The sequence below is a fragment of the Paenibacillus terrae HPL-003 genome, assembly GCF_000235585.1.
GTDB classification, from domain to species: Bacteria; Bacillota; Bacilli; order Paenibacillales; family Paenibacillaceae; genus Paenibacillus; species Paenibacillus terrae_B.
Map to the genome: position 1 here is coordinate 734,245 of NC_016641.1, position 23,270 is coordinate 757,514.

At 45.1% G+C, this 23,270-nt stretch carries 13 protein-coding genes, 11 tRNA genes, 2 rRNA genes and 3 pseudogenes; 4 read left to right on the plus strand and 25 right to left on the minus strand.

The features are described from left to right. Nucleotides 1-56 precede the first annotated feature (56 nt). Complete coding sequence (bglS, locus tag HPL003_RS03505) at nt 57-770, plus strand: beta-glucanase (RefSeq protein WP_014278271.1); 714 nt, start codon at nt 57-59, stop codon at nt 768-770. A 114-nt stretch (nt 771-884) separates the two neighbouring features. Here the strand turns inward: bglS and HPL003_RS03510 are convergent. The 3 genes and pseudogenes from HPL003_RS03510 to HPL003_RS03520 all read right to left on the minus strand — a co-directional run. After that, a pseudogene (locus tag HPL003_RS03510) lies at nt 885-1,265 on the minus strand (transposase); the annotation flags it as partial. A gap of 329 nt (nt 1,266-1,594) precedes the next feature. Beyond that, the gene (locus tag HPL003_RS03515) at nt 1,595-1,921 is read right to left on the minus strand and encodes a helix-turn-helix domain-containing protein (RefSeq protein WP_014278273.1); all 327 of its coding nucleotides are present in this window, start codon (nt 1,919-1,921) and stop codon (nt 1,595-1,597) included. Nucleotides 1,922-2,281: 360 nt separating this feature from the next. Continuing rightward, complete coding sequence (locus tag HPL003_RS03520) at nt 2,282-3,253, minus strand: TnsD family Tn7-like transposition protein (protein WP_337998900.1); 972 nt, start codon at nt 3,251-3,253, stop codon at nt 2,282-2,284. A 108-nt stretch (nt 3,254-3,361) separates the two neighbouring features. Between HPL003_RS03520 and HPL003_RS27285 the strand changes: the two are divergent. Together HPL003_RS27285 and HPL003_RS27290 are read left to right on the plus strand one after the other, a co-directional pair. Next, nucleotides 3,362-4,138 (plus strand): annotated as a pseudogene (locus HPL003_RS27285) (IS5 family transposase). Between the two features lie 18 nt (nt 4,139-4,156). Beyond that, nucleotides 4,157-4,372, plus strand: a pseudogene (locus tag HPL003_RS27290) (PEP-utilizing enzyme); the annotation flags it as partial. Nucleotides 4,373-4,437: 65 nt separating this feature from the next. Here the strand turns inward: HPL003_RS27290 and HPL003_RS03535 are convergent. After that, nucleotides 4,438-4,875, minus strand: coding sequence for a nuclear transport factor 2 family protein (locus HPL003_RS03535; RefSeq protein WP_007432328.1), 438 nt, complete (start codon nt 4,873-4,875; stop codon nt 4,438-4,440). 202 nt (nt 4,876-5,077) lie between these two features. Between HPL003_RS03535 and HPL003_RS03540 the strand changes: the two genes are divergently transcribed. After that, the gene (locus tag HPL003_RS03540) at nt 5,078-5,935 is read left to right on the plus strand and encodes a LysR family transcriptional regulator (RefSeq protein ID WP_014278277.1); all 858 of its coding nucleotides are present in this window, start codon (nt 5,078-5,080) and stop codon (nt 5,933-5,935) included. Between the two features lie 883 nt (nt 5,936-6,818). On the opposite strand, the gene HPL003_RS03555 is transcribed toward HPL003_RS03540, so the two are convergent. The 21 genes from HPL003_RS03555 to HPL003_RS03655 form a co-directional block, all read right to left on the minus strand. Then, complete coding sequence (locus tag HPL003_RS03555; protein ID WP_014278281.1) at nt 6,819-7,166, minus strand: helix-turn-helix domain-containing protein; 348 nt, start codon at nt 7,164-7,166, stop codon at nt 6,819-6,821. A gap of 420 nt (nt 7,167-7,586) precedes the next feature. Continuing rightward, nucleotides 7,587-9,419 (minus strand): glutamine--fructose-6-phosphate transaminase (isomerizing), encoded by a 1,833-nt coding sequence (glmS, locus tag HPL003_RS03560; RefSeq protein WP_014278282.1) that lies wholly within the window; start codon nt 9,417-9,419, stop codon nt 7,587-7,589. Between the two features lie 629 nt (nt 9,420-10,048). Then, entirely contained in the window at nt 10,049-11,389 is a 1,341-nt protein-coding gene (glmM, locus tag HPL003_RS03565) for a phosphoglucosamine mutase (RefSeq protein WP_014278283.1), read from the minus strand. Between the two features lie 60 nt (nt 11,390-11,449). After that, complete coding sequence (locus HPL003_RS03570) at nt 11,450-12,919, minus strand: CdaR family protein (protein WP_014278284.1); 1,470 nt, start codon at nt 12,917-12,919, stop codon at nt 11,450-11,452. Then, nucleotides 12,916-13,749: a diadenylate cyclase CdaA gene (cdaA, locus tag HPL003_RS03575; RefSeq protein WP_014278285.1), complete on the minus strand. Its 834-nt coding sequence runs from the start codon at nt 13,747-13,749 to the stop codon at nt 12,916-12,918. Before cdaA ends, HPL003_RS03570 begins: the two co-directional genes overlap by 4 nt. 221 nt (nt 13,750-13,970) lie before the next feature. Then, nucleotides 13,971-14,591 (minus strand): anti-sigma factor, encoded by a 621-nt coding sequence (locus HPL003_RS03580; RefSeq protein ID WP_014278286.1) that lies wholly within the window; start codon nt 14,589-14,591, stop codon nt 13,971-13,973. A gap of 149 nt (nt 14,592-14,740) precedes the next feature. Next, a complete protein-coding gene (gene sigW / locus HPL003_RS03585) occupies nt 14,741-15,307 on the minus strand; it encodes an RNA polymerase sigma factor SigW (RefSeq protein ID WP_014278287.1) in 567 nt (188 codons plus the stop codon). A gap of 193 nt (nt 15,308-15,500) precedes the next feature. Further along, nucleotides 15,501-18,293 (minus strand): phosphoenolpyruvate carboxylase, encoded by a 2,793-nt coding sequence (gene ppc, locus HPL003_RS03590; protein ID WP_014278288.1) that lies wholly within the window; start codon nt 18,291-18,293, stop codon nt 15,501-15,503. 739 nt (nt 18,294-19,032) lie between these two features. Beyond that, nucleotides 19,033-19,103: transfer RNA gene (locus tag HPL003_RS03595), tRNA-Gly, on the minus strand. Nucleotides 19,104-19,112: 9 nt separating this feature from the next. Continuing rightward, nucleotides 19,113-19,186 (minus strand) — tRNA-Pro (locus HPL003_RS03600). A 21-nt stretch (nt 19,187-19,207) separates the two neighbouring features. Next, nucleotides 19,208-19,284 (minus strand) — tRNA-Arg (locus tag HPL003_RS03605). Between the two features lie 5 nt (nt 19,285-19,289). Next, nucleotides 19,290-19,364 (minus strand) — tRNA-Gly (locus tag HPL003_RS03610). A 10-nt stretch (nt 19,365-19,374) separates the two neighbouring features. After that, nucleotides 19,375-19,455: transfer RNA gene (locus HPL003_RS03615), tRNA-Leu, on the minus strand. 11 nt (nt 19,456-19,466) lie between these two features. Further along, a tRNA-Lys gene (locus HPL003_RS03620) sits at nt 19,467-19,542 on the minus strand. Between the two features lie 4 nt (nt 19,543-19,546). After that, a tRNA-Gln gene (locus tag HPL003_RS03625) sits at nt 19,547-19,621 on the minus strand. A 55-nt stretch (nt 19,622-19,676) separates the two neighbouring features. Continuing rightward, nucleotides 19,677-19,752, minus strand: a tRNA-Val gene (locus HPL003_RS03630). An 11-nt stretch (nt 19,753-19,763) separates the two neighbouring features. Next, nucleotides 19,764-19,835 (minus strand) — tRNA-Glu (locus HPL003_RS03635). An 8-nt stretch (nt 19,836-19,843) separates the two neighbouring features. Next, nucleotides 19,844-19,916 (minus strand) — tRNA-Thr (locus tag HPL003_RS03640). 3 nt (nt 19,917-19,919) lie between these two features. Further along, nucleotides 19,920-19,995: transfer RNA gene (locus HPL003_RS03645), tRNA-Asn, on the minus strand. A gap of 19 nt (nt 19,996-20,014) precedes the next feature. Further along, nucleotides 20,015-20,131 (minus strand): 5S ribosomal RNA (gene rrf / locus HPL003_RS03650). 149 nt (nt 20,132-20,280) lie between these two features. Next, a 23S ribosomal RNA gene (locus HPL003_RS03655) occupies nt 20,281-23,211 on the minus strand. Nucleotides 23,212-23,270: the final 59 nt, after the last annotated feature.

Consider the following 23,270-nt stretch of genomic DNA (forward strand, 5'->3'; position numbering starts at 1 on the left):
TGTATCATTGTCAGCCATTTCTTTCATGTTTGGTCAATCTTTTAGGGAGGTGTAAAATGAAGAAGAAATCTTGGTTTACTTTAATGGTCACTGGTATTGTCTCTCTGTTTTTTTCGGTAAGCGTTTATGCGGGGAATGTTTTTTGGGAACCACTTAATGGTTTCAATTCGGGTGTATGGCAAAAGGCGGACGGATATTCCAATGGGAACATGTTTAATTGCACTTGGCGTGCCAATAATGTCAATTTTACGAACGATGGCAAAATGAAGCTTGGCTTAACGAGTTCCGCGTACAATAAATTTGACTGCGGAGAGTATCGATCGACGAATACTTACAGATACGGCTTATACGAGGTCAGCATGAAGCCTGCTAAAAATACAGGGATCGTATCTTCCTTTTTTACGTATACGGGACCAACTGATGGCACGCCATGGGATGAAATAGATATTGAATTTTTAGGCAAAGACACGACAAAAGTGCAATTCAACTATTATACAAACGGGGTCGGTGGTCACGAGAAGATTGTTGATCTGGGCTTTGATGCATCAAGAGGCTTTCACACCTATGCATTCGATTGGCAGCCAGGATACATTAAGTGGTATGTTGACGGGGTTCTAAAGCATACAGCAACTACGAACATACCGAGCACGCCAGGCAAGATTATGATGAATTTATGGAATGGCACTGGTGTTGACGACTGGCTAGGTCCGTATAACGGAGCGAATCCGCTATACGCCGAATACGATTGGGTAAAATACACGAGCAATTAGCCCGTAGTACAAAAGCAGCCCTGTAGGAGAGCCCTGCAAAACCCTTGGTTTGGTCGCAGTTTGAGTTCTGAATTGGAAAAAAGGAATCTGTGAATCGAAAAAAGCAGTCCATCCTCAGTTGAGGGCGGGCTGCTTTTGCTCTTTTAACTTCACCATACGCTTTACGTTTACGACGAAAGCTGTGAGGTACGCTTGTATTCGCATGCGGAATAGACCCCGGTATCTGGCTATGTCCATACCGTGGAATCTCTTCATTTCCGCATTTTTGTGTTCAATGATCGGCCGTCGCTTGATACGTTCTTTGAATGTACCGCTGAGTTCGAACTCGATTTGCTCTTTGAACTGTTCGGAAAGGATGCGGATCGAGTAAGTCTTGCTTTTAGCACCTGGCTTGTAGCAGCCTTCGCGAAGCGGACAGGCTTTGCACTTCGCGACGTCGAAGTAATACACAAGCGAGCGGCTATCTCCGCTGGTTTTGCTTCCTTGGAGTTGTCTGGTATACTGTGCTTTCACTTGTTGAACTACCAATACCAGTCCTTAAAGAATATTTATACAGTGGCGGATTATTCTGATTTTACATCTTCATTTTCATATCTACAATTTTTTTCATATTCCCCTGGTTAATAATATGATATTTCTATAGGGCCTACTTTTAATACTTATACATTTTAAGTCCATACGACTGATGATCGATAACCATCATCTGCTTCGCCTGTATGATTGTCAACTCGTAATTCAGTTACACATCAAAGATACTACCCCGTTATAATCAAATAATTCCATTTGCAGCGACTCAGGATATTCCTATTTATATTTATAACGTTTTAGCTTAAATTTATGATTTCCTGAATTTCATGTTTGTCTCCCACATTTAACTTTCGAAATTCTGAAATTAAAGTTGATTCAAGATTATCTAATTGTGTACAAAACAACGTACTATTAGAACTTATATACTCCTCGATTAGCAGCCACTCCAAGTTAACATTAAAGTTTAGTTTTAGGGCAATTATGGTTTCTAATGACGGCTTATATTTATCTTGTTCCAATTCACTCAATGTCCCTTGCGATACGCCAATAATCTGTGAGAACTGAATTTGATTGAGTTTATTCGTTTTCCGAATACTCTTTATTTTTTCTCCTATAGTCTTCATTGTTCCACCTACTTATCTATAAAAATAAAACAGTCCCGATATAAAAACTTTTCATCGGGACTGTTTGAGTTAAGGTACTGCATTTTCTTGTAGGTGATATTTCAAATTAAGAATGGTGTTGTATTTATAATGGCAAAAAAGTCATAAAAGTAACTTCACAACTGAAATGGCACTGGACATCTGAACAACAGTTGTGTACATACAATAAAGTTGTGTACTAGCCCCCCTTGGTGTATCAACGTTTTTTCCGATTTTTCGATTTTGTAATATACAATAAAGTTGTGTACTGAAGTCCAGTTTTTGTAATTTATTCTTCAAAAAAATAGTGCTAATAATATTATTAAAGTACTGATTTTAATTTCATTTTTTATTAATATGTGCGTCCGTCTTTATATTTTCTAATATCTCTTTAGAATACAATTTTTCTAATAGAAGTTCTAAACCTAGGTCTTCGTACTTTTTAAGTTCTTTTTCTATCCAATAAAAAGTAGTACCTAAAATTTCTTTCATGTCATCAAAAGATATATCTTCTCTATAAAGGAGTTCCTTAAATTTTGCTTCCCACAAATGACCTTTAGATATAATATCTAAAGTCCCTAAATTGTCTCCATCACATTCGGAGTAGGCATACCCGCATGTAGGACACATAAAATAGCCATAAATATCACCAGATATCATTTTACTATCCACCAATTGAACAACTAGTTGTTTATAATTAGGACACACTTTATTAGGGCATGGCCAAGATTTCATATTTTTCCACGGTAGATATTTATCCTCATGTACAAAGTTAGTTATTGAGCCTGAGAAATATATCATGTACAGTACATAAAATATAGGGTGAATAGATTGTTTTTTCCATATAGAATTAACTTTCAAACTTTGGATGGAATCTTCAATTCGATTCACATATTCCTCACTAAATTTAGCCTGGAATTTTCGGTTTACTTTTATATTCCTTGATGTATGTTTATTCGAAATATGCTCTTTGTAGAGTAATATTCCCTTCATTTTCTCTTCAATTTCTATGACATCAAGATTCACTTTTTCGTCTAGTAACAAACGATTTTCACATGCAATTGTTAAGAGGATCTTGTTATGGTTAGGAATAACACATTCAAGGGAATGTCCGGAGGAGCAAAATAAAGAAGGAACCTTGGGGATTTTCTCCGTACTTGTCGCCAGTACTTCACCACATACAGGGCATTCAGATAGGAGCATTATATTGTGGGTGTCGCACACGAGGGTACCCGCTAATTGATGTGATCTATGCCAATAAGGATCACCATATTTATGCATGTCTTCAATGAAACAAAGGGGACATAGACACAGATCTGGGAAGGTGCCTGACTTTTAGATGTGTGATATCTGATTTTTCTAGGATGTGTCTGAAAACTAAATAACATGGTAAGATTTGAGAAAAACGAATGGAGCGTCAAGATGATTCAAAGACGGTACGAAATAAGCGATGAACAGTGGGATCAAATTAAGGGCATGTTTCCACCCTACAAAACAGGACGTCCGTCAAAATTAAGTGAACGAACCATGTTTAACGCTTTTCTATGGATCGCTCGAAGTGGTGCTGCCTGGCGTGATCTACCGGAGGAACGCTATGGTTCATGGAAAACGGTCTACAGTCGCTTTTGCAAGTGGCGAGATACCGGACTGCTTGTCACTATCTTCCAATCTCTCCAGATCGAACCTGACTTTGAAAACTTGAGCATTGATTCTACATCGGTCAAAGCCCATCAACATAGTGCCGGTGCTAAAAAAACGTTGAAGGACACGAAGTGAATCAACACATCGGCGTCAGTCGTGGCGGAAAGACAACCAAACTTCACACGGTCGTCGATGGATTAGGAAATCCCCTCGCTTTTCTTCTGACGGGTGGTCAAGTCTATGATTCTGTTCCAGCGATCGATTTACTTCAGAAGCTTGATATTACAGGAAGTCATATTCTTGGCGACAAAGCCTATGGCTCACAAGCGATTCGGAATTGGATTACAGCTAAGCAGGCATCCTACACCATCCCGCCTAAAGCGAATAGTCAAAACCCTTGGAAAGTCGATTGGTATCGTTACAAAGAACGCCACTTAGTGGAGTGCTTTTTCAATAAAATCAAACACTTTCGCCGTGTGGCTACTCGTTACGACAAGTTGGCCAAAGTCATTCTTGGCGTTTGTATACGTAGCTGCCATTTTCAAATTGACTCAATGAAGGAGTTTCAGACACGACCTAGTCACCGCCTTTACTGACCCTGGCTGGACATCATTATTTGTATCCATTAAAGGCCTGGTTACCGAAGTTGGCGGACTGATGACCCATGGAGCCGTTATCGCTCGTGAATATGGCTTGCCGGCAGTTGTCGGAGTGGAAAATGCTACCGGGCTGATCAAAGACGGGCAACGCATTCGCGTGAATGGAACAGAAGGGTACATTGAAATATTGTAATGGTTGAAAAAGGATGAGCAAGATTCACATTCGGCAAACGGTGGATCTAAACTCATCCTTTTTGCTTATTTCCCGGCGTCACCCGTGATATTGACTAATACGTCGTTAACGTGGGCCGTGTCGTGATGCTCGTGGTAGACGGCGATTTTATCGCCCCGGAGCTCAAAGAGAAAATGATAATGGTTCTGATAGCGAAGTCCACTCTTCAACTTCATCGTTGAGTAGGCCTCCACTGCCACACGGTCCCCTTGGATGATCCAACCGGTAGGGACGATCTGAAGTGGCCCGTCAGTAATGTCGTTCAGCGGGGCCAGCATCGATCGGAATTCATCCTTGGAGACGAACCCGGGGTGTGGAAGTCCGCTCATCCACCACTCGACATCATCGGTGAGCATGTCGAGTAGTGCATTCAACGGCTCCGTGTTCTGAGGGTCCCCCCAACGACCTTGCCCATAAAGGCTGAGGAAGTGTTCAATAATCTTCTTCTTGCCTGTGTTGTCCATTTTTGAATTCACACTCCTTTGTAGAGTTCGGGTTCCTGGCAGGATCACATCGTCCGATAAACTTAGGTTGAATTGTTGTCTGCAGACAGGTACATTATAAATCAGAGTTTTATGTGCAGTAAAATTGATATATTAGAATTAAACGTTCATTAATAATGAACTATAGTCATGTCATAAATTTTACATACAAAGGTGTGAAAACGTGGAGCTTCGTCATCTCATAACCCTGAAAACTATTGTTGAAAAAGGCGGATTTAAAAAAGCTGCTGAGCATCTAGGTTACGCCCAGTCCTCCGTCACTGCACATATCAAGGAGTTGGAAGCTGAGATCGGAAAACCTGTTTTTGATCGTTTGGGTAAAAAAGTCGTGCTAACCCACTACGGAGAACAGTTTCTTCCTTACGCTTTAAAAATCATTGAATTATACGATCAAGCTTTAACGACAGACAACGAACCTACAGGTGATCTTACACTGGGTGTATCGGAATCACTTATGATTCATCGCGTCCCATCTCTTCTTGTCGAGTATAAAAAAGTATATCGGAATGTGAATTTATCCCTCAAAACACTTGATTTCCAAGATATTATGGCCTGTCTTCAAACAGGAGAAATCGATATTGCATTAGTATTGGAAAGTGATGGATGGAAATTGCCCGAACTCCACTGTGAACAGCTGATGAGAGAAAAAATGGTGATCATCAGCCCGACTCTTGAAAAGAAACTTGAACTGGGGGCTGTACTTTATACCGAACGTAGTTGCGGTTATAAGGCTGTTTTTAATGAATATATCCATTACAAGAAATTAAAAGTTAAAGAAAGTCTGGAATTTCAGAGCATCGAAGCGATTAAACAATGTGTTAGGAGCGGTTTAGGAATATCCATGGTTCCTTATTTTTCGGTACAAGAGGAATTGGAAAGCCATAAATTAATCGGGGAAGAGGTCGAATCTGATCTTACCGCAGTTTCAACGTACCTTGCTTACCACAAAGATAAATGGCTTTCACCATCAATGAAAAGTATGATTTCATTAATAAAAAAGCATGCTAAGGAGTGGATGTGAAGTTTAAGTTCGCCAGGCAAAAGTCTAAACTAGCTGGAACCATTCGGGGCTCGTTTTTTGTAATAAAAGGAGAATATTAAAGTAAGCTGTAGGGGAGAATGGTGTCATTTTTTTGTGACGCAATTCTCCCTTGCTGGTTTTATGAAAAACGTATTTTTGTTAATATAAAAAAACAAATTGTTAAGTCATGTATTTATCACTTGTTTAGTTTCGATCATTATTTAAAATCTATTGATATATAAAGTTATTATGGGTATATAGGACTAAAACTTGGGGGGGGATTAAAATTATACTAAACAAACTTATGATCTGAACGCTAAGCCGGTCACATCCGACGGCTTAGCGTATATTTTCGTTAAAATGTTGGCGGGACTCCTAGAACTGTATGCCAAGTACGATTGGATGGGCCGTTCCATCACGTACCATCGGACACAAATCCGTGAGTTCTTTGGCTTTCGCGAGGATACGATAGGGGACGTACAGGAAATATCAGCATGTCCTGTATTATGACCATGATGTTGAACATTAAAGGGACATGTCTACAGTCGATTTCGTGAGCCGAAAATCGCCCCCCCTCACCCCAGACCGCATCGAACGGCTCATTCGATCTGTCATATACACCTACGAAGAAAATTTCTTTCAAACGACTTATCACTAACTGCCTCCCTCAACCTTAGTCAAGTTAGACTCCTTGATTGATCGTATCGCTTATATGGAAACCGATGACGCGGACGTTTCCGGAGAAGAGCATGGACAGTTATCGTTTCATGAATTGAAAGCTGATCCCGGACGAGCAGGGCTTGAGAGTGTGTTAAAAGAAATCAATAAGCTCCGCACGATTCGACTACAGAAGGCTGAGTCCCTTTTATAGTTCCGCGAAGGTTCATTTCTCTCTATACCGCTTTAACTTTAACTGTACGATCCCCTCTATTTCCTGCTTGTCACCCAGGCTTAATTTTCGAAATCCTGAGATTACATTGGATTCAAGATCATCTATTTTCACACAAAATAATCCGCTATTAGAAGCTACCGCCCCCTCAAGTAACAACCAATCCAAATCAACATCAAAATTTAGTTTTAGCGCAATTATGGTTTCTAAGGATGGTTTGTACTTATCCTTTTCCAATTCACTCAATGTACCTTGAGAAACACCAATAGCTGATGAAAAGTCAGTTTGATTAAGCTTATTTAATTTTCTTATACTCTTTATCTTTTCACCCAAAGTTTTCACCGTTTCACCTACTATCCATAAAATACAAATATCTTCAAATTATAAAATTTATATTCAGACCAGAAAGTTTGTTGTATTGCAACATAAAAAGCATTTATTACGTATCATGACAACTAACTCTTGATTTCCCATAATATTTTCAACAGAGAGTTGAAATTTTCCTGCTCCATCTCATTAAAGAGCACTTTTGATACCGCTACAGGAAAGGATTCGAGGGCATTTGATTCGTTATGTAGCTTATACTCGTTCTGATTAAGCCAAAGCAGTCCCCTCCTTAATTTAATAAAAAAGCCCGATGATACTTGCTCATCGGGCGTTTGTTAAATACTTACTAAGAAGAGATATTATTGTTATTTGTCATTAATATTTAGTACACAACTTTATTGTCTGTACACAACAGTGGTGCCTTTATATCTGCCCTTACTCAACCGTTACACTTTTCGCCAGGTTACGTGGTTTGTCAACATCATGCCCCAATGCAAGGGAAGCATAGTAAGCCAACAGTTGAAGAGCTACAACTGAAATGGCAGCCGACAGAATCGGAAGTGTCTTCGGAATTGCAAATACTTGATCCACGGATTTCAGTAGCTCAACAGCATGCTCTTCATACGTGATTGCAAGTACGTCACCACCACGGGCCTTGACTTCCTTAATGTTGCTCACGGTTTTCTCCAACACGGATTCCTGTGTTACCAAAGCAATAACTGGAATACCGTCTTCGATCAATGCCAGCGTACCATGCTTCAGTTCACCCGCGGCATAAGCCTCGGAATGAATGTAGGAGATTTCCTTGAGCTTCAGGGAACCTTCCTGTACTACACCATAGTCCTGACCGCGACCAATAAAGAACAGGTGCTTGTGGCTGGCAATTTGCTCAGCATATGCTTTGATCGCGTCTGCTTTGTTCAGCATTTCTTCCACTTGCTCTGGCAATGATTCCATAGCAGCCAACACATGAGCTACTTGCTCATCCGTTTGTGTGCCACGTACTTGAGCCAGATACAGACTAAACAGGTAAAACGCAATCAACTGCGAAGAATATGCCTTGGTCGAGGCTACGGCAATTTCAGGTCCTGCCAGTGTAACCAACACATCGTCTGCATCGCGGGCAATGGAGCTGCCAACTACGTTTGTAATCGCCAGTACATGAGCGCCGTTCGCTTGTGCTTCACGCAGTGCTGCCAACGTATCGGCAGTTTCACCGGATTGACTCACTACGATTACCAATGTCTCTGGTGTTACGATTGGCGAGCGATAACGATACTCTGAAGCCACGTCGTTTTCCACCGGAATACGAGCCAGGCTTTCAATGACCGTACGCCCAATCAAACCAGCATTGTAGGCTGTACCACAAGCAATGATTTGAATATTGCGAATATTTTTAATTTGTTCTTCTGTCAGCTTCAACTCAGGAAGAACAACTCTTTTAGTTTCTTTGTCGATTCGGCCCAACATTGTATCACGGTAAGCCTTAGGCTGTTCGTGAATTTCTTTCAACATGAAATGCTCATAGCCGCCTTTTTCCGCTGTTACAGCATCCCATTCGACATGAATCATTTCCCGAGAAATAAATTGGCCTTCGATTGTCATTAATTCGACGGCATCACTGGTCAAAACAGCCATTTCGCCATCGTTCAAAATAAATACATTGCGTGTATATTTCAGAATAGCCGGAATATCGGAACCGATAAAGTTCTCGCCTTCTCCCACACCAATAACCAGCGGGCTAGCTTGACGAACAGCTACCAGCTTATTAGGCTCGTGCTCTGTCAGCACACCCAGTGCAAAGGCACCGCGCATAAAGGTAATTGCTTTTTGTACCGCTTTGACGATATCCCCTTTATATTCACGCGCAACCAGGTGGGAAATAATTTCCGTATCCGTTTCAGAAATAAAGGTATGACCTTCGCTGATCAACTGTTCTTTCAGCTCCAGATAGTTCTCGATAATCCCGTTATGAACCACGGAGAATTTTTGACTCTCATCCAAATGCGGATGGGAGTTTTCATCTGAAGGCTTACCGTGTGTTGCCCAACGTGTATGCCCGATACCTGCATGGCCTACCAGCGGCGCACCATCCAGCTTCGCTTCCAGATTCGCCAGACGACCTTTAGCCTTGGCTACTTGCAGTCCTGAATCTGTAAACACAGCAATACCCGCAGAGTCATAACCGCGGTACTCCAGCTTTTTCAACCCGTCAATCAATACCTCTTGCGTATTCTGATCACCAATATATCCTACAATGCCACACATATTCGTTATCCTCCCGATCATCATTTCACAGGACGACTCATCACAGGACTAACGTGTACGGTAGATTGCGGAATAAAGTTCATTCATCTATGAAGTTGTCAATGATAACTATAGAAATTACAGGCATCTCTTCACGAATGTAACGAAATTCCCAAACCGCGCACGCCAATGATGATGGCCGCACATTCATGAAATGAATCTTATAATTTAGGTTATAAATAAAAGCATCTACCGGTGCGTTGTGTAAACAGTTGCCTGCTTATTTTCCGCTGCCGATTTACGGCTCGATGCTTCACCGGAAGGTCCCCGCCGAATGTTTCGAACACCCTCACCTCGTCAGCTCGTTTTGCCGTGAACCCATCTGTTAGCAACATCATCCCAACTGGATGCCTGCTTAACCAACAAGTTCCCCCGCGCAAAATCAAGCTCTGGCGCTTGTATTACATTACCTTACAACCCTCGCTTTCTCTATCTGAGTCACAGCATCCCTATATTATATTCAGCTCAGCAACATTTGGCAATGACACTTTATTCATATTTGCAAGTTCAGGCAAGTATTCAATTAAAAATAATATCTGCAAACGCGGTCGCCTGCTTACTTTCAACAGGCAACCGCCGTTTACAAAATTTTAAACCAATTCTTTTTTTACAACATCTACGATCTGTCCGACAAACTGCTCTAGCTCATCCTTATCCGGACCTTCAGCCATAACACGAATAAGCGATTCTGTACCGGAAGCACGAACCAATACGCGTCCATTATCGCCTAATTGCTGTTCCACCTGCTCAATCGCTTCTGCAATGGCAGGATTGCCCTCGTAATTGCGTTTGTCTTGTACACGCACATTAACCAGCACTTGCGGATACTGCTTCATGAGCGATTTCAGCTCACTCATCTTTTTACCGGAAGCTTTCAGGGTGTCCACCAGTTGAATCCCAGTCAACATACCGTCGCCCGTCGTATTGTAATCGAGGAAAATAACGTGACCAGACTGCTCACCGCCCAGATTAAAGCCGCCCCGACGCATTTCCTCCATCACATAACGGTCACCAACCGCAGTTTTTGCAGTCTTGAGCGCCAGCTTTTCCGTTGCTTTGTAAAAACCAATATTACTCATCACAGTCGATACAATGGTGCTGTCCTTGAGCTTTCCAGCGCGGTTCAGCGCATCCCCACAGATGCAAAGGATATAGTCGCCGTCTACCTCTTCCCCGTTCTCATCAATCGCAATCAGACGGTCTGCATCGCCATCAAAGGCCAGACCAATGTCAGCTTTCAAGCGACGTACTTCCTCTTTCAGCTTCTCAGGATGGGTTGAGCCACAATGATCGTTGATATTCAGCCCGTTCGGTTCCGCACCGATGGTGTGAACTTCGGCTCCCAATTCCGCAAACAGCTTCGGTGCTAGCTCATAAGCCGCTCCGTTCGCACAATCCAGTACGATTTTGAGCCCTTCGAAAGAATGGCTAATCGTTGTTTTCAAAAACTCCAGATAATCGTAGCGAGAATGCTCGTCTACAACAACCGTACCTAATCCGCCGCCAATTGGACGAGGCAATTGATCCTCTTTCGCATCCATCAGCTCTTCGATTCTCAGTTCCGTTTCATCTGTCAATTTAAACCCGTCGCCGCCAAAAAACTTAATGCCGTTGTCTTCCACCGGATTGTGAGAAGCCGAGATCATTACACCAGCGTCCGCTTTTAATTGACGTGTAAGATAAGCGACTCCCGGCGTTGAAACGATACCCAGACGAACCACATTAGCCCCGATAGACAACAAACCGGCTACAAGCGCCGATTCCAGCATCAGACCGGACACCCGTGTATCCATACCAATAACCACTGTCGGTTTTTCTACATTCCCTGCTAAAACATATCCGCCGCAGCGGCCAATGCTATATGCCAGTTCTGCTGTAAGTTCCTGATTAGCAATGCCTCGTACACCATCTGTACCAAAATATTTCCCCATGTATAATGACTCCCTTTTTTGTCTAATGAACCTTAAAATATTTACTACAGATAAATCATGTTATGGCTGACTGCTCTCCGGGGTTCCATTTGCAGAAGAATCTGCGCCGTTATGAGGATTTGTTTTATCCTCCGCAGCCGCATTGTCCCCGGGATTTGTATCAGAGGAGCCACCTTGACTGCTCTGGCCCTCCTGTGGCCTCTCCTGCCCCTTATTACCGCTACCGGAAGGGGTTGATTCATTCCCACTGCCCGGATTCGTTACAGCCGGCGTTGAAGGGCTCTCAATGTTTACCGTTGCCGTTAGCTGGCTGGCGTTTCCAGACTGCGTAATGTACTTGGGCAGGCCTACCTTCAAAGCAACCTCATGCTGACCAGCCTCCAGACCACTTACATCTGCGACCAAACTAATATCATCGTTGGTTAAATTGCTTATCATATCCTGTGGCCCCTTCACGGTAACATCCATCGTCTTGTCCGCAGGCGTTGTAATAGTCGCAGTCGTCCCATCTCCTGCCCCTTGGACAACAATCGGAATGCCTGACAATGTCCGCTCCGCATCGGTCACCTGATTAGAAGGCGCAACTGTCACCTGAATTTGTATTGAGCCAGGCTCGATTTTATCAGAACCGGCGGGCGCTGCCAAATTAGCTTGAACTGTGTGGGTCCCTGCTTCCGTTAATTGGCTCAGATCGAGTGTAGCCGTAACATAGGTGCTAAGGCTGCTCAAAACATCCTGCGAAGCGTAAACGACCGCTTCTTTTACATTTGCATTTACTTTGGAAAGCGCCAAACCGTTCGGCAGCTCCCCGGAATAGACAATTTTTACAGGCACGGACTTCGTTTGCTGGGTTACCGGGATTTCAACAGATACTGTGGAAGGCTCAATAACCGCTCCTGTAAGTTCCTGTCCCTTTTTGTTGTAAGCCTTCAGCTTCACCCGCTTCTGCTCAAACTTCTCCGAGATTCCCTCCGTATCCACAGCCCCCTGCACCGCAGCCACTGTGCTCAACTGGCTTTTAGGCAAGGTGACCTTCACCATTTGAGGGGCAACCACAGGCTCTCCAAGCTGCAAGCCGGTATCCGGTTTACCCTTGGAAACAATAGAAACATCAAATGATTTCGTTGCCTTTTCCTCAATCGTGACCGTAACACGACTAGGAGTCATAGACACCAATTCCAAGCCATTCGGCAGATTCGCTACAAGCGGTAAGGTTTTAGTACCTGCCCCTAATCCACTCAAATCCAATTGAGCCTGGTAATTATCTGCGAAAAAAGAAGTCAGCACGGAGCGCTGTCCTCTAACCTCCATCTTCACATGGTCAGTATCCATTGTAGATAATACATATTTCGACTCATCCAAACCACTGACCTGAATGCCAACATTATCAATCACTTTATTATCATAAGAAACGGTCAGTGTGGACGAAGGCGTACCTGTGTCCAGATGAACCATTCCCCACAGCAAGACGGCAACCGCGAGTGCCAATATTTTAGAAATCGTATTGTTGTTAATCCATTTGTCCATCATGAATTTCCACGGCCTCCCCTCCGATTCCAGAATGAGCCGCGTTTTTCCTTCAAAGACGGTGTCGGCCGCAGCTCCTCATACAGCTTGGATATTAAGGATTCTTCCTTAATATCGCGCACGACCTGTCCATTGATAGCCAAAGAAATTTGCCCTGTCTCCTCTGATACCACCACAGTTACGGCATCCGTGACCTCACTCACCCCAATCGCTGCCCGGTGACGAGTTCCCAGCTCCTTGCTGATAAATGGATTTTCCGACAGTGGTAAGTAACAGGCGGCAGAAGCAATCTGATTATTTTGAATAATGACCGCACCATCATGCAGAGGCGTATTTGGAATAAAAATATTGATCAGCAACTCGGAACTGACCACTGCCTGTGTCTTGATACCGGACTCCGTGTATTCATTTAGCCCCGTTTCGCGTTCAAATACGACCAAAGCTCCTATTTTTCTACGTGATAAATAATTCAGCGCCTTAATCATTTCCCCGATTAACTTGTTTATCTCCTCATCATCCGCAGACGAACGCCCAAACAGCTTGCCTCGCCCCAGTTGTTCCAGGGCACGACGCAATTCAGGCTGAAAAATAATGAAAATAGCTACCACACCAAAGGTAAACATCTGGTTCATCAGCCACTTGAGCGTATACAAATCGAACCACGTGCTAACCGCCCAAATGACCACCAGGAACAGAATTCCTTTTAGCAATTGAACTGCACGCGTTCCACGAACAAGTAGAATAAGTTGATACATAATATAGGTTACGATCAGAATGTCGATAATATCTTTAATGGACTCTTTCCAAGTCAGGTCCGCGAAATAATCCAACATGCGCATGCCCCCGCAATTTTCTGTAGTGAGTAAGTGTAATATGTACACAGTATGCTCTCTCTATCTAGGTTATAACGATAAGGCCCGCGTTGCAAGCCGCACGACAAAAGAACCACTAAAATCAGTAAAATAAAGTACAAATCGCCAGCTTTATATACAAAAAAAGCGCCTTTTCCAGCGGAAGAGGCGCTCGATATCATTCTTGCCAGTTCAAGCTTCTTTTATGGAGAGGACGTACCCCCGAACAAATCAGTAACTTTATACCAAATCCAGTCCAAGGTTTGATCAATACTTTTGACCTGTCCTGCAATATGTGCTGTGGACGCTTGATAGTAGGAACCATCAATCACAGTTACATTCCCTTCCACATCACCATATACCCGAGCCTCGCCATTTTGCACGGTCAAATCTCCAGCAATGGATTTACCTTCAGGCACTATCACAGTATCCCCTTGAATAACAACCTGATCCAGATGGCTTCCCTTGACTACCAATTGATGGTCTGTGGTTGAAAAGCTTGCCATACTTGAGCATATAATAACAAGAAAGAAAGCAGCGGCCGTTACAGCCGGGTGCCTTTTCACCCAAGTCAGCATAGGCACCATTGGCGCTCTTCTATGCGGCGGCAAAGCATTCATAATGCGAAGTGTCAGCTCATCCGATACACACGGCACTTGATGCCGTGTACCATAAAGCATCGCATCCGTCCGCTCCAGCTCTTTAAAACGCATGCGGCATTCCGGGCAGGTGAACAAGTGATGCTCTAACTCCTGTTTGTCCTGCTCAGACAGGTCGCCATCCAGATAGTCATGCATAAAAGAGACGGCTTGTTTGCAATCCATATGAGCCAATCCTTTCTAATATTCTTCCGTGTTCCTCTACATAACATGCTCCGGCTTAGAAACTTTGCTCACTTTACATACGCTACAACGAGCAATATGTTTCACAAAAACATCTGTGCGCGCACTTTCCAAGATCCTGAACATATGATTTACAGCTTGTGCTCCAATTTTTTGCGTAGAAAATCCCGGCCTCTGTGAACCCTCGTCTTAATGGTAGTGACCGGAAGATTAAGCACATCGCTAATTTCCTGCAAGGAAAGCTCCTGCAAGTAACGCAAAACCATAATTGTCCGGTATTTGTCTGGAAGACTGTCAATGGCATCATGAATCAAGGATTGTGTCTCGGACAACAGTGTACGCCCTTCGGGTGTAAGCTCTTCGCTAGCGAGCATCGCATACCCATCCACACCTTCCTGCTCATTCATCTCAGCATCCAGTGAATATGTAGGTTTTCTCCTTCGCAGACGGTCAATGCACAGATTCGTCGCAATTCGGTAAATCCATGTGGAGAACTTCTGCCCATGGTCATATTTTTCCAAATTACGATATACACGCAAAAAAGTTTCCTGCACCAGATCCTCCGCCTCATGACGATTCCCAAGCATCCGGTAGGAAAGATGGAAAATCCGATCTTTATATAACTCGACTAACTCCGCAAAAGCTCGCTGATCACCTTTCTGCACCAGCCTAACCAAGCGGCTTTCCATATTATCCACTCTATACTCCCCCAGACTTGCTGATGGGTTACTCATTACATTGTTATGATAATTCATCGTAGTTCAATTTAATCGGAAAATCAACTGTAGCGTTGACACCAATTGGACTCCTGCTCCGTCATATGCATGCAAACAGCACAATCGGGCACCCATAAGCGCCCGATTGCCTGTGTTCATGCGGTCACAAGCTGTATCAGCCCGTGTTTCTCAGCCCTGCGGCAATTCCGTTAATGGTTAACAGCACCTCACGTAGCAGCTCCGCATCATCCCCATTCTGGTTACGTAGTTCGCGTAGCTCACTAAGCAACTGAACCTGCAAGTAGCTTAACGGGTCGACATAAGGATTACGCAATCGGATGGACTCCTGAATTACCGGCACATCGTCCAGAATTTCCGATTGTCCTGTTATTTTCAAAATCAGCTCGGATGTCAGCTTGAATTCCTCTGAAATTTGTCCGAAAATGCGTTGGCGAGCCTCTTCATTATCGGACATCCCTGCATATTCCTCTGCAATCAGCAAATCCGCCTTCGCAATCGCCATTTGCAGTGTATCAATAAGGGAGCGGAAAAAAGCTGATTCCTTGAACATCGTTTGCAGCACCTTGAGGTTATCCTCATTGTTCTGATAGAAGCTTTGCAGCCCTGTTCCAGCCGCGTACCAAGCAGGTAGCAAGTACCGGCTTTGCGTCCATGCAAAAACCCATGGAATAGCGCGCAAGTCCTCAAAACGTTCACTGTTCTTACGTTTGGATGGACGAGAGCCGATATTCAGTTCGCCCACCTCAGGCAATGGCGTTGATTCCTTGAAGAAAGCAAAGAAATCCGGGTCGCGGAAAATCAAATCCTGATACTTCTCCAGCGATACCTCGGAAATATGGGCGATGATCTCCTCCCAGCTCTCCTCGAACACTTCCTTCTTACCGGAACGGTTATACGCAACTGCGGTAATCAGAGCTGACGTTGCCTGTTCCAAGCTTCGATAAGCGATGCCCTTGAGCGAGTATCTGGATGAGAGTACCTCACCCTGCTCCGTAATCTTGATTCCGCCTCCGATCGTATGTGGAGGTTGGGCCAAAATGCTACGGTTAAGCGGCATTCCTCCGCGTCCCAGTGCTCCTCCACGTCCATGGAAGAACTTCACTTTTACACCGAACTCATTAACCACTTCCGTAATGCTGTTCATCGCAACCCGAAGCTCCCAGTTCGCAGTAACCACACCGCCGTCCTTGTTACTATCTGAATATCCCAGCATGATCTCTTGGAGCTGATCCATTGCTGCTACGGATTGGCGATATACAGGCAAGTTCAGCAGCCTTTTCATAATACTAGGGGCAGCATGCAGATCGTCTATCGTTTCAAACAGAGGAACGGATTGCAATGTACATACGACTGTACCATCTTTCTCGATACGGAACAGCCCCACTTCTTTAGACAGCACCATAACTTCCAGTAAATCGCTTGCTCCCTGAGTCATACTGATCAAGTAGCTTGTAATGGATTGCTTGCCAAATTCCTCCTGAGCCAGATAAATCGTACGATATACATCAAGACATTCTTGAGTGCTGTCGCTATATTTCAAATACGGCGATGTAATCGGACGAGGCTCATTCAGCAGCTTTTCCAGCAGGTCTATTTTCTCTTCCTCAGGCAGCTTGCCATAATCCGCAACAATATTCATTTTAGAGAGAATTTCAGTCATTGCATTTTCATGCTCCTGACTATGCTGGCGTACATCCAGCGTAGCCGTATGGAAGCCGAACAGCTCTACCTGACGAATCATCTTCTGAATATAAGTATCTGCCACATAATCCGCAAAATGATGACGCAAGCTGTCGTCAATAACGTTCAGATCCGCAATAAGCTCTTCAGCACAACTATAACGTTCCTTCGTGCCCTGCTTGCTTTCATCCAGGATATTATTCACCTTGGCTATCATATAGGCTAGCTTGATGCGGTAAGGCTCTTTCTCGTTATGCCACACTTCCATCTTTTTAAGCGTAATATGGGTACGGTCTTCCTCAATAGAAGCCAGCAAATCATCAGAGACACGTATAATGCTAGTGCTAAAGCTCAGATAACCCATAAATTCCTTCAGCGTGTGCTGATATTCTCTCAAAGCCAGCTTACGCTGCATACGTAACGTTTCCCAAGTAACATGAGCCGTAACAGACGGGTTACCGTCCCGGTCCCCACCGATCCAGGAGCCAAATCTCAAATAGGTCGGAATGTGCCATCTCTGCTCAGGATAATATTTGCCTAAACATCGTTCCAATTCTTGGTATACATCCGGCAGCACATGAAACAAAGTCTCATGAAAATAATACATCCCATTTCTTACTTCGTCTAACACAGTCGGTTTGCGATCACGCAGTTCGTCTGTCTGCCATAGTGTAATCACTTCATTCAGCAGATTTTCCCGCACCTGTTCCCGCTCCCGCAAGGTAAGCATAGGATTATCCAACAGCATGACGTCCTCGGAAATGCGCTTGTGAATGTCCAAAATCACCCGTCTCGTGGCCTCTGTAGGATGTGCAGTCATAACCAGCTCCAGAGAAAGCTCCTCCAGCAGACTGCTAACGTCCTCAGCAGAAAATCCACCCTGCTTAAGCTCCTGAACAGAACTTTCAATTGAACCACGTTGAATATCTTCACCAGCAGAATGCTCATAGTCCCGTTTGCGGCGGATACGATGATTTTGCTCGGCAATATTCACTAACTGAAAATAAATCGCAAACGCGCGAATAACCTGGTGACGAATGTCCGTATCCAGTCCGCTAACGATTTGTTTGAAATTCTCATACAACTCCGGCTGATACCCGGCACGTAACGATTTACTTGTCTCACGTATCTTTTCCACGATATCCAAAAGTTCGTTGCCACCCTGATGAACCAAAACCTCACCAAGAATATTCCCCAGAAAACGAACGTCCCGCCGCAGCAGATTGTTGGATTGGTTTTTGTTAGCGGTTAACGTAAGCTCAGTCATGCTTTTCCCCCCATCTGATCTGTTCACACCCAATACAGCTTTGTTGCAAAGGAACGTATACACACGAAATTTGACACTTTCTTAACATCATACAATAAAAACGCGTGAAAAGCTGCAAAATTTACAGTAAAAAGTCACGCTTTTAAAATACTTTTTTTGAGAATATATTGGTTTTTTATGCATAAAAATGAAATTTAATAAATGAAATCACTTTATGGACCAAAGAATCATGAAACTTTATGCACATATGTTATAAACAGCATGATTTCCTAAACAAAAAATCATGCATCATTATGTGCATATGTTTATTATTTGTTGACAAAGTGAAACCTAATAAGCATCTATCCACAAAGATATACACAAATCAGCCGTAATTTCAATATTTCCGAGCTATTTTTCCTTCCAGACTCAGCTATACCCACATAAAAAGAAGCCATTGTGTACAACTAAATACAGCAGCCTTGAAGTTATGACGATGAATACGGATCGTTATTGGTCATAGGATTCCTATATTGAAGGAATCTGATCACGAAATTAGCCTTACTACAGGAGAAAGGGATACGTAAGAGGGGGAAATACGGGAACTGGTTGTTAAAGTAACGTGCGCCTATGTACAATATGCACAAGTCATCCCCAACTGTGCATGACAGGAGATTTTTCGCAATAACTTATACACAGAGAAAGTTTATGTAATGTGGACAAAATAAAAAGAAGCCTCTCGGCTTCTAGGTAATCAGTAAGCGGGTGATGGGAATCGAACCCACGCTATCAGCTTGGAAGGCTGAAGTTCTACCATTGAACTACACCCGCAAATTAGTATCGGGATGACACGATTTGAACATGCGACCCCCTGGTCCCAAACCAGGTGCTCTACCAAGCTGAGCTACATCCCGACATATAATTTTTTAAAAAAATGGCGCGCCCTGAGAGATTCGAACTCCCGGCCTTTTGATTCGTAGTCAAACGCTCTATCCAGCTGAGCTAAGGGCGCAAATATGGAGCGGACGACGGGAATCGAACCCGCGACCCTCGCCTTGGCAAGGCGATGCTCTACCGCTGAGCCACGTCCGCAAAAACAAGATGCGCGTGGAGGGACTTGAACCCCCACGTCAAAGACGCTAGATCCTAAGTCTAGTGCGTCTGCCAATTCCGCCACACGCGCATGTAATAAAATGGTGAGCCATGAAGGACTCGAACCTTCGACACCCTGATTAAAAGTCAGGTGCTCTACCAACTGAGCTAATGGCTCTTAATGGCTGGGGATATAGGATTTGAACCTATGCATGACGGAGTCAAAGTCCGTTGCCTTACCGCTTGGCTAATCCCCAATATGCATATGATTCACAATTCCCCAACATTTCAACCAGGTAAGAGGAAGAAATATGGTGGAGGCTGAGGGGCTCGAACCCCCGACCCTCTGCTTGTAAGGCAGATGCTCTCCCAGCTGAGCTAAGCCTCCATACTACCCTATGACCCGTAGGGGAATCGAACCCCTGTTACCTCCGTGAAAGGGAGGTGTCTTAACCGCTTGACCAACGGGCCATAACACAAGCTCTCAACCGGGTTCGAACCGGTGACCTCATCCTTACCATGGATGCACTCTACCTGCTGAGCTATGAGAGCAAATGGCTCCCCGAACAGGACTCGAACCTGTGACAACTCGATTAACAGTCGAGTGCTCTACCAACTGAGCTATCAGGGAATAGTAATCACAAGGATTTGCTTGGCGACGTCCTACTCTCCCAGGACCCTGCGGTCCAAGTACCATCGGCGCTGGAGGGCTTAACGGTCGTGTTCGGGATGGGTACGTGTGGAACCCCTCCGCTATCGCCACCAAACATGTATTTGACTTGCAAATACTTTTTTTCAGGAATCAGCATCGCCAAATGCTGTGTGTTAGTTCTGTTCAGTATAAACTACTTGAGCTTGTACCTTACCAAACTTACACCCTGAAAACTGGATCCGAAACTCTTTTGCATTTTATTCTTAGGACAAGCCCTCGACCGATTAGTATTGGTCAGCTCCATGCATTACTGCACTTCCACCCCCAACCTATCTACCTCGTCGTCTTCAAGGGGTCTTACATACTGGGAAATCTCATCTTGAGGGGGGCTTCACGCTTAGATGCTTTCAGCGCTTATCCCTTCCGTACATAGCTACCCAGCGGTGCTCCTGGCGGAACAACTGGTACACCAGCGGTACGTCCATCCCGGTCCTCTCGTACTAAGGACAGCTCCTCTCAAATTTCCTACGCCCACGACAGATAGGGACCGAACTGTCTCACGACGTTCTGAACCCAGCTCGCGTACCGCTTTAATGGGCGAACAGCCCAACCCTTGGGACCTACTTCAGCCCCAGGATGCGATGAGCCGACATCGAGGTGCCAAACCTCCCCGTCGATGTGGACTCTTGGGGGAGATAAGCCTGTTATCCCCAGGGTAGCTTTTATCCGTTGAGCGATGGCCCTTCCATGCGGTACCACCGGATCACTAAGCCCGACTTTCGTCCCTGCTCGACTTGTTGGTCTCGCAGTCAAGCTCCCTTCTGCCTTTGCACTCTTCGAATGATTTCCAACCATTCTGAGGGAACCTTGGGGCGCCTCCGTTACTCTTTAGGAGGCGACCGCCCCAGTCAAACTGCCCACCTGACACTGTCCTCGTACCGGATCACGGTACCAAGTTAGAACCTAGATACGATCAGGGTGGTATCCCAAGGATGCCTCCTCTCAAGCTGGCGCTCAAGTCTCTTAGGCTCCCACCTATCCTGTACAGATCGTACCCAAATTCAATATCAAGCTGCAGTAAAGCTCCATGGGGTCTTTCCGTCTTGTCGCGGGTAACCTGCATCTTCACAGGTATTAAAATTTCACCGGATCTCTCGTTGAGACAGCGCCCAAGTCGTTACGCCATTCGTGCGGGTCAGAATTTACCTGACAAGGAATTTCGCTACCTTAGGACCGTTATAGTTACGGCCGCCGTTTACTGGGGCTTCGGTTCATAGCTTCGCCCTAAAAGGACTTACCACTCCCCTTAACCTTCCAGCACCGGGCAGGCGTCAGCCCGTATACTTCGCCTTGCGGCTTCGCACAGACCTGTGTTTTTGCTAAACAGTCGCTTGGGCCTTTTCACTGCGGCCCCCTCGGGCTATTCACCCTACCGAGGCACCCCTTCTCCCGAAGTTACGGGGTCATTTTGCCGAGTTCCTTAACGAGAGTTCTTCCGCGCGCCTTAGAATTCTCTTCTCGCCTACCTGTGTCGGTTTGCGGTACGGGCACCTTCTCCTGGCTAGAGGCTTTTCTTGGCAGTCTGAGATCATGACCTTCGCTACTACAATTTTCGCTCCCCATCACAGCCCAGCCTTACGATGTGCGGATTTGCCTACACATCAGCCTCACTGCTTAGACGGACATCCATCAGTCCGCGTCACTACCCTACTGCGTCACCCCATCGCTCATAGCGGATTACGGTGGTACAGGAATTTCGACCTGTTGTCCTTCGACTACGCCTTTCGGCCTCGCCTTAGGTCCCGACTTACCCTGAGCGGACGAACCTTCCTCAGGAACCCTTAGGCTTTCGGCGGATCTGATTCTCACAGATCTTTTCGTTACTCATACCGGCATTCTCACTTGAATGCAGTCCAGCGCTCCTTCCGGTACACCTTCAACCCGCATTCAACGCTCCCCTACCCCTGATACCTAAGTATCAAGCCATAGCTTCGGTGGCGTGTTTAGCCCCGTTACATTTTCGGCGCAGAGTCACTCGACCAGTGAGCTATTACGCACTCTTTCAATGGTGGCTGCTTCTAAGCCAACATCCTGGTTGTCTGTGCAACTCCACATCCTTTCCCACTTAACACACACTTGGGGACCTTAGCTGATGGTCTGGGCTGTTTCCCTTTCGACAATGGATCTTAGCACTCACTGTCTGACTCCCGGAACCAAGTCTATGGCATTCGGAGTTTGACTGAGCTTGGTAACCCTTGCGGGCCCCGCACCCAATCAGTGCTCTACCTCCACGACTCTTATTCCGAGGCTAGCCCTAAAGCTATTTCGGGGAGAACCAGCTATCTCCGGGTTCGATTGGAATTTCTCCGCTACCCCCACCTCATCCCCGCATTTTTCAACATGCGTGGGTTCGGGCCTCCAGTGCGTGTTACCGCACCTTCACCCTGGACAGGGGTAGATCACCCGGTTTCGGGTCTACGTCCACGTACTCAAGATCGCCCTATTCAGACTCGCTTTCGCTGCGGCTTCAGCTCTTCACCTTAACCTTGCACGGGAACGTAACTCGCCGGTTCATTCTACAAAAGGCACGCCATCACCCCTAAAATGGGCTCTGACTTCTTGTAAGCACACGGTTTCAGGATCTATTTCACTCCCCTTCCGGGGTGCTTTTCACCTTTCCCTCACGGTACTGCTTCACTATCGGTCGCCAGGGAGTATTTAGCCTTGGCAGATGGTCCTGCCGGATTCATACGGGGTTTCACGTGCCCCGCACTACTCGGGATCCGTCTCGGAGGGAACGGGTTTTGAACTACAGGGCTTTTACCTTCTCTGGCGGGCCTTTCCAGACCTCTTCATCTAACCGGTTCCTTTGTAACTCCATGTGAGACGTCCCACAACCCCAAGGAGCAAGCTCCTTGGTTTGGGCTAATCCGCGTTCGCTCGCCGCTACTGACGGAATCACTATTGTTTTCTCTTCCTCAGGGTACTTAGATGTTTCAGTTCCCCTGGTATGCCTCTATTCTGCCTATGTATTCAGCAGAAAGTGACTGTCGATGAAGACAGCCGGGTTTCCCCATTCGGACATCCCCGGATCAAAGCTTGCTTACAGCTCCCCGAGGCTTTATCGTTGTTCGCCACGTCCTTCGTCGGCTCCTGGCGCCTAGGCATCCTCCGTGTGCTCTTTGTAGCTTAACCTAGCATTTACAAAGTAAATGCGATTTGTTTTGAATTTCGTTTCATCACCGAAGTGTGAA

Coding starts and splice junctions, on each gene's coding strand:
- bglS (WP_014278271.1), top strand. CDS start 57: ATGAAGAAGAAATCTTGGTTTACTTTAATGGTCACTGGTATTGTCTCT.
- HPL003_RS03570 (WP_014278284.1), bottom strand. CDS start 12,919: ATGATGGACAAATGGATTAACAACAATACGATTTCTAAAATATTGGCA.
- HPL003_RS03580 (WP_014278286.1), bottom strand. CDS start 14,591: ATGGATTGCAAACAAGCCGTCTCTTTTATGCATGACTATCTGGATGGC.
- HPL003_RS03515 (WP_014278273.1), bottom strand. CDS start 1,921: ATGAAGACTATAGGAGAAAAAATAAAGAGTATTCGGAAAACGAATAAA.
- glmM (WP_014278283.1), bottom strand. CDS start 11,389: ATGGGGAAATATTTTGGTACAGATGGTGTACGAGGCATTGCTAATCAG.
- HPL003_RS03535 (WP_007432328.1), bottom strand. CDS start 4,875: ATGGACAACACAGGCAAGAAGAAGATTATTGAACACTTCCTCAGCCTT.
- glmS (WP_014278282.1), bottom strand. CDS start 9,419: ATGTGTGGCATTGTAGGATATATTGGTGATCAGAATACGCAAGAGGTA.
- ppc (WP_014278288.1), bottom strand. CDS start 18,293: ATGACTGAGCTTACGTTAACCGCTAACAAAAACCAATCCAACAATCTG.
- cdaA (WP_014278285.1), bottom strand. CDS start 13,749: ATGTTGGATTATTTCGCGGACCTGACTTGGAAAGAGTCCATTAAAGAT.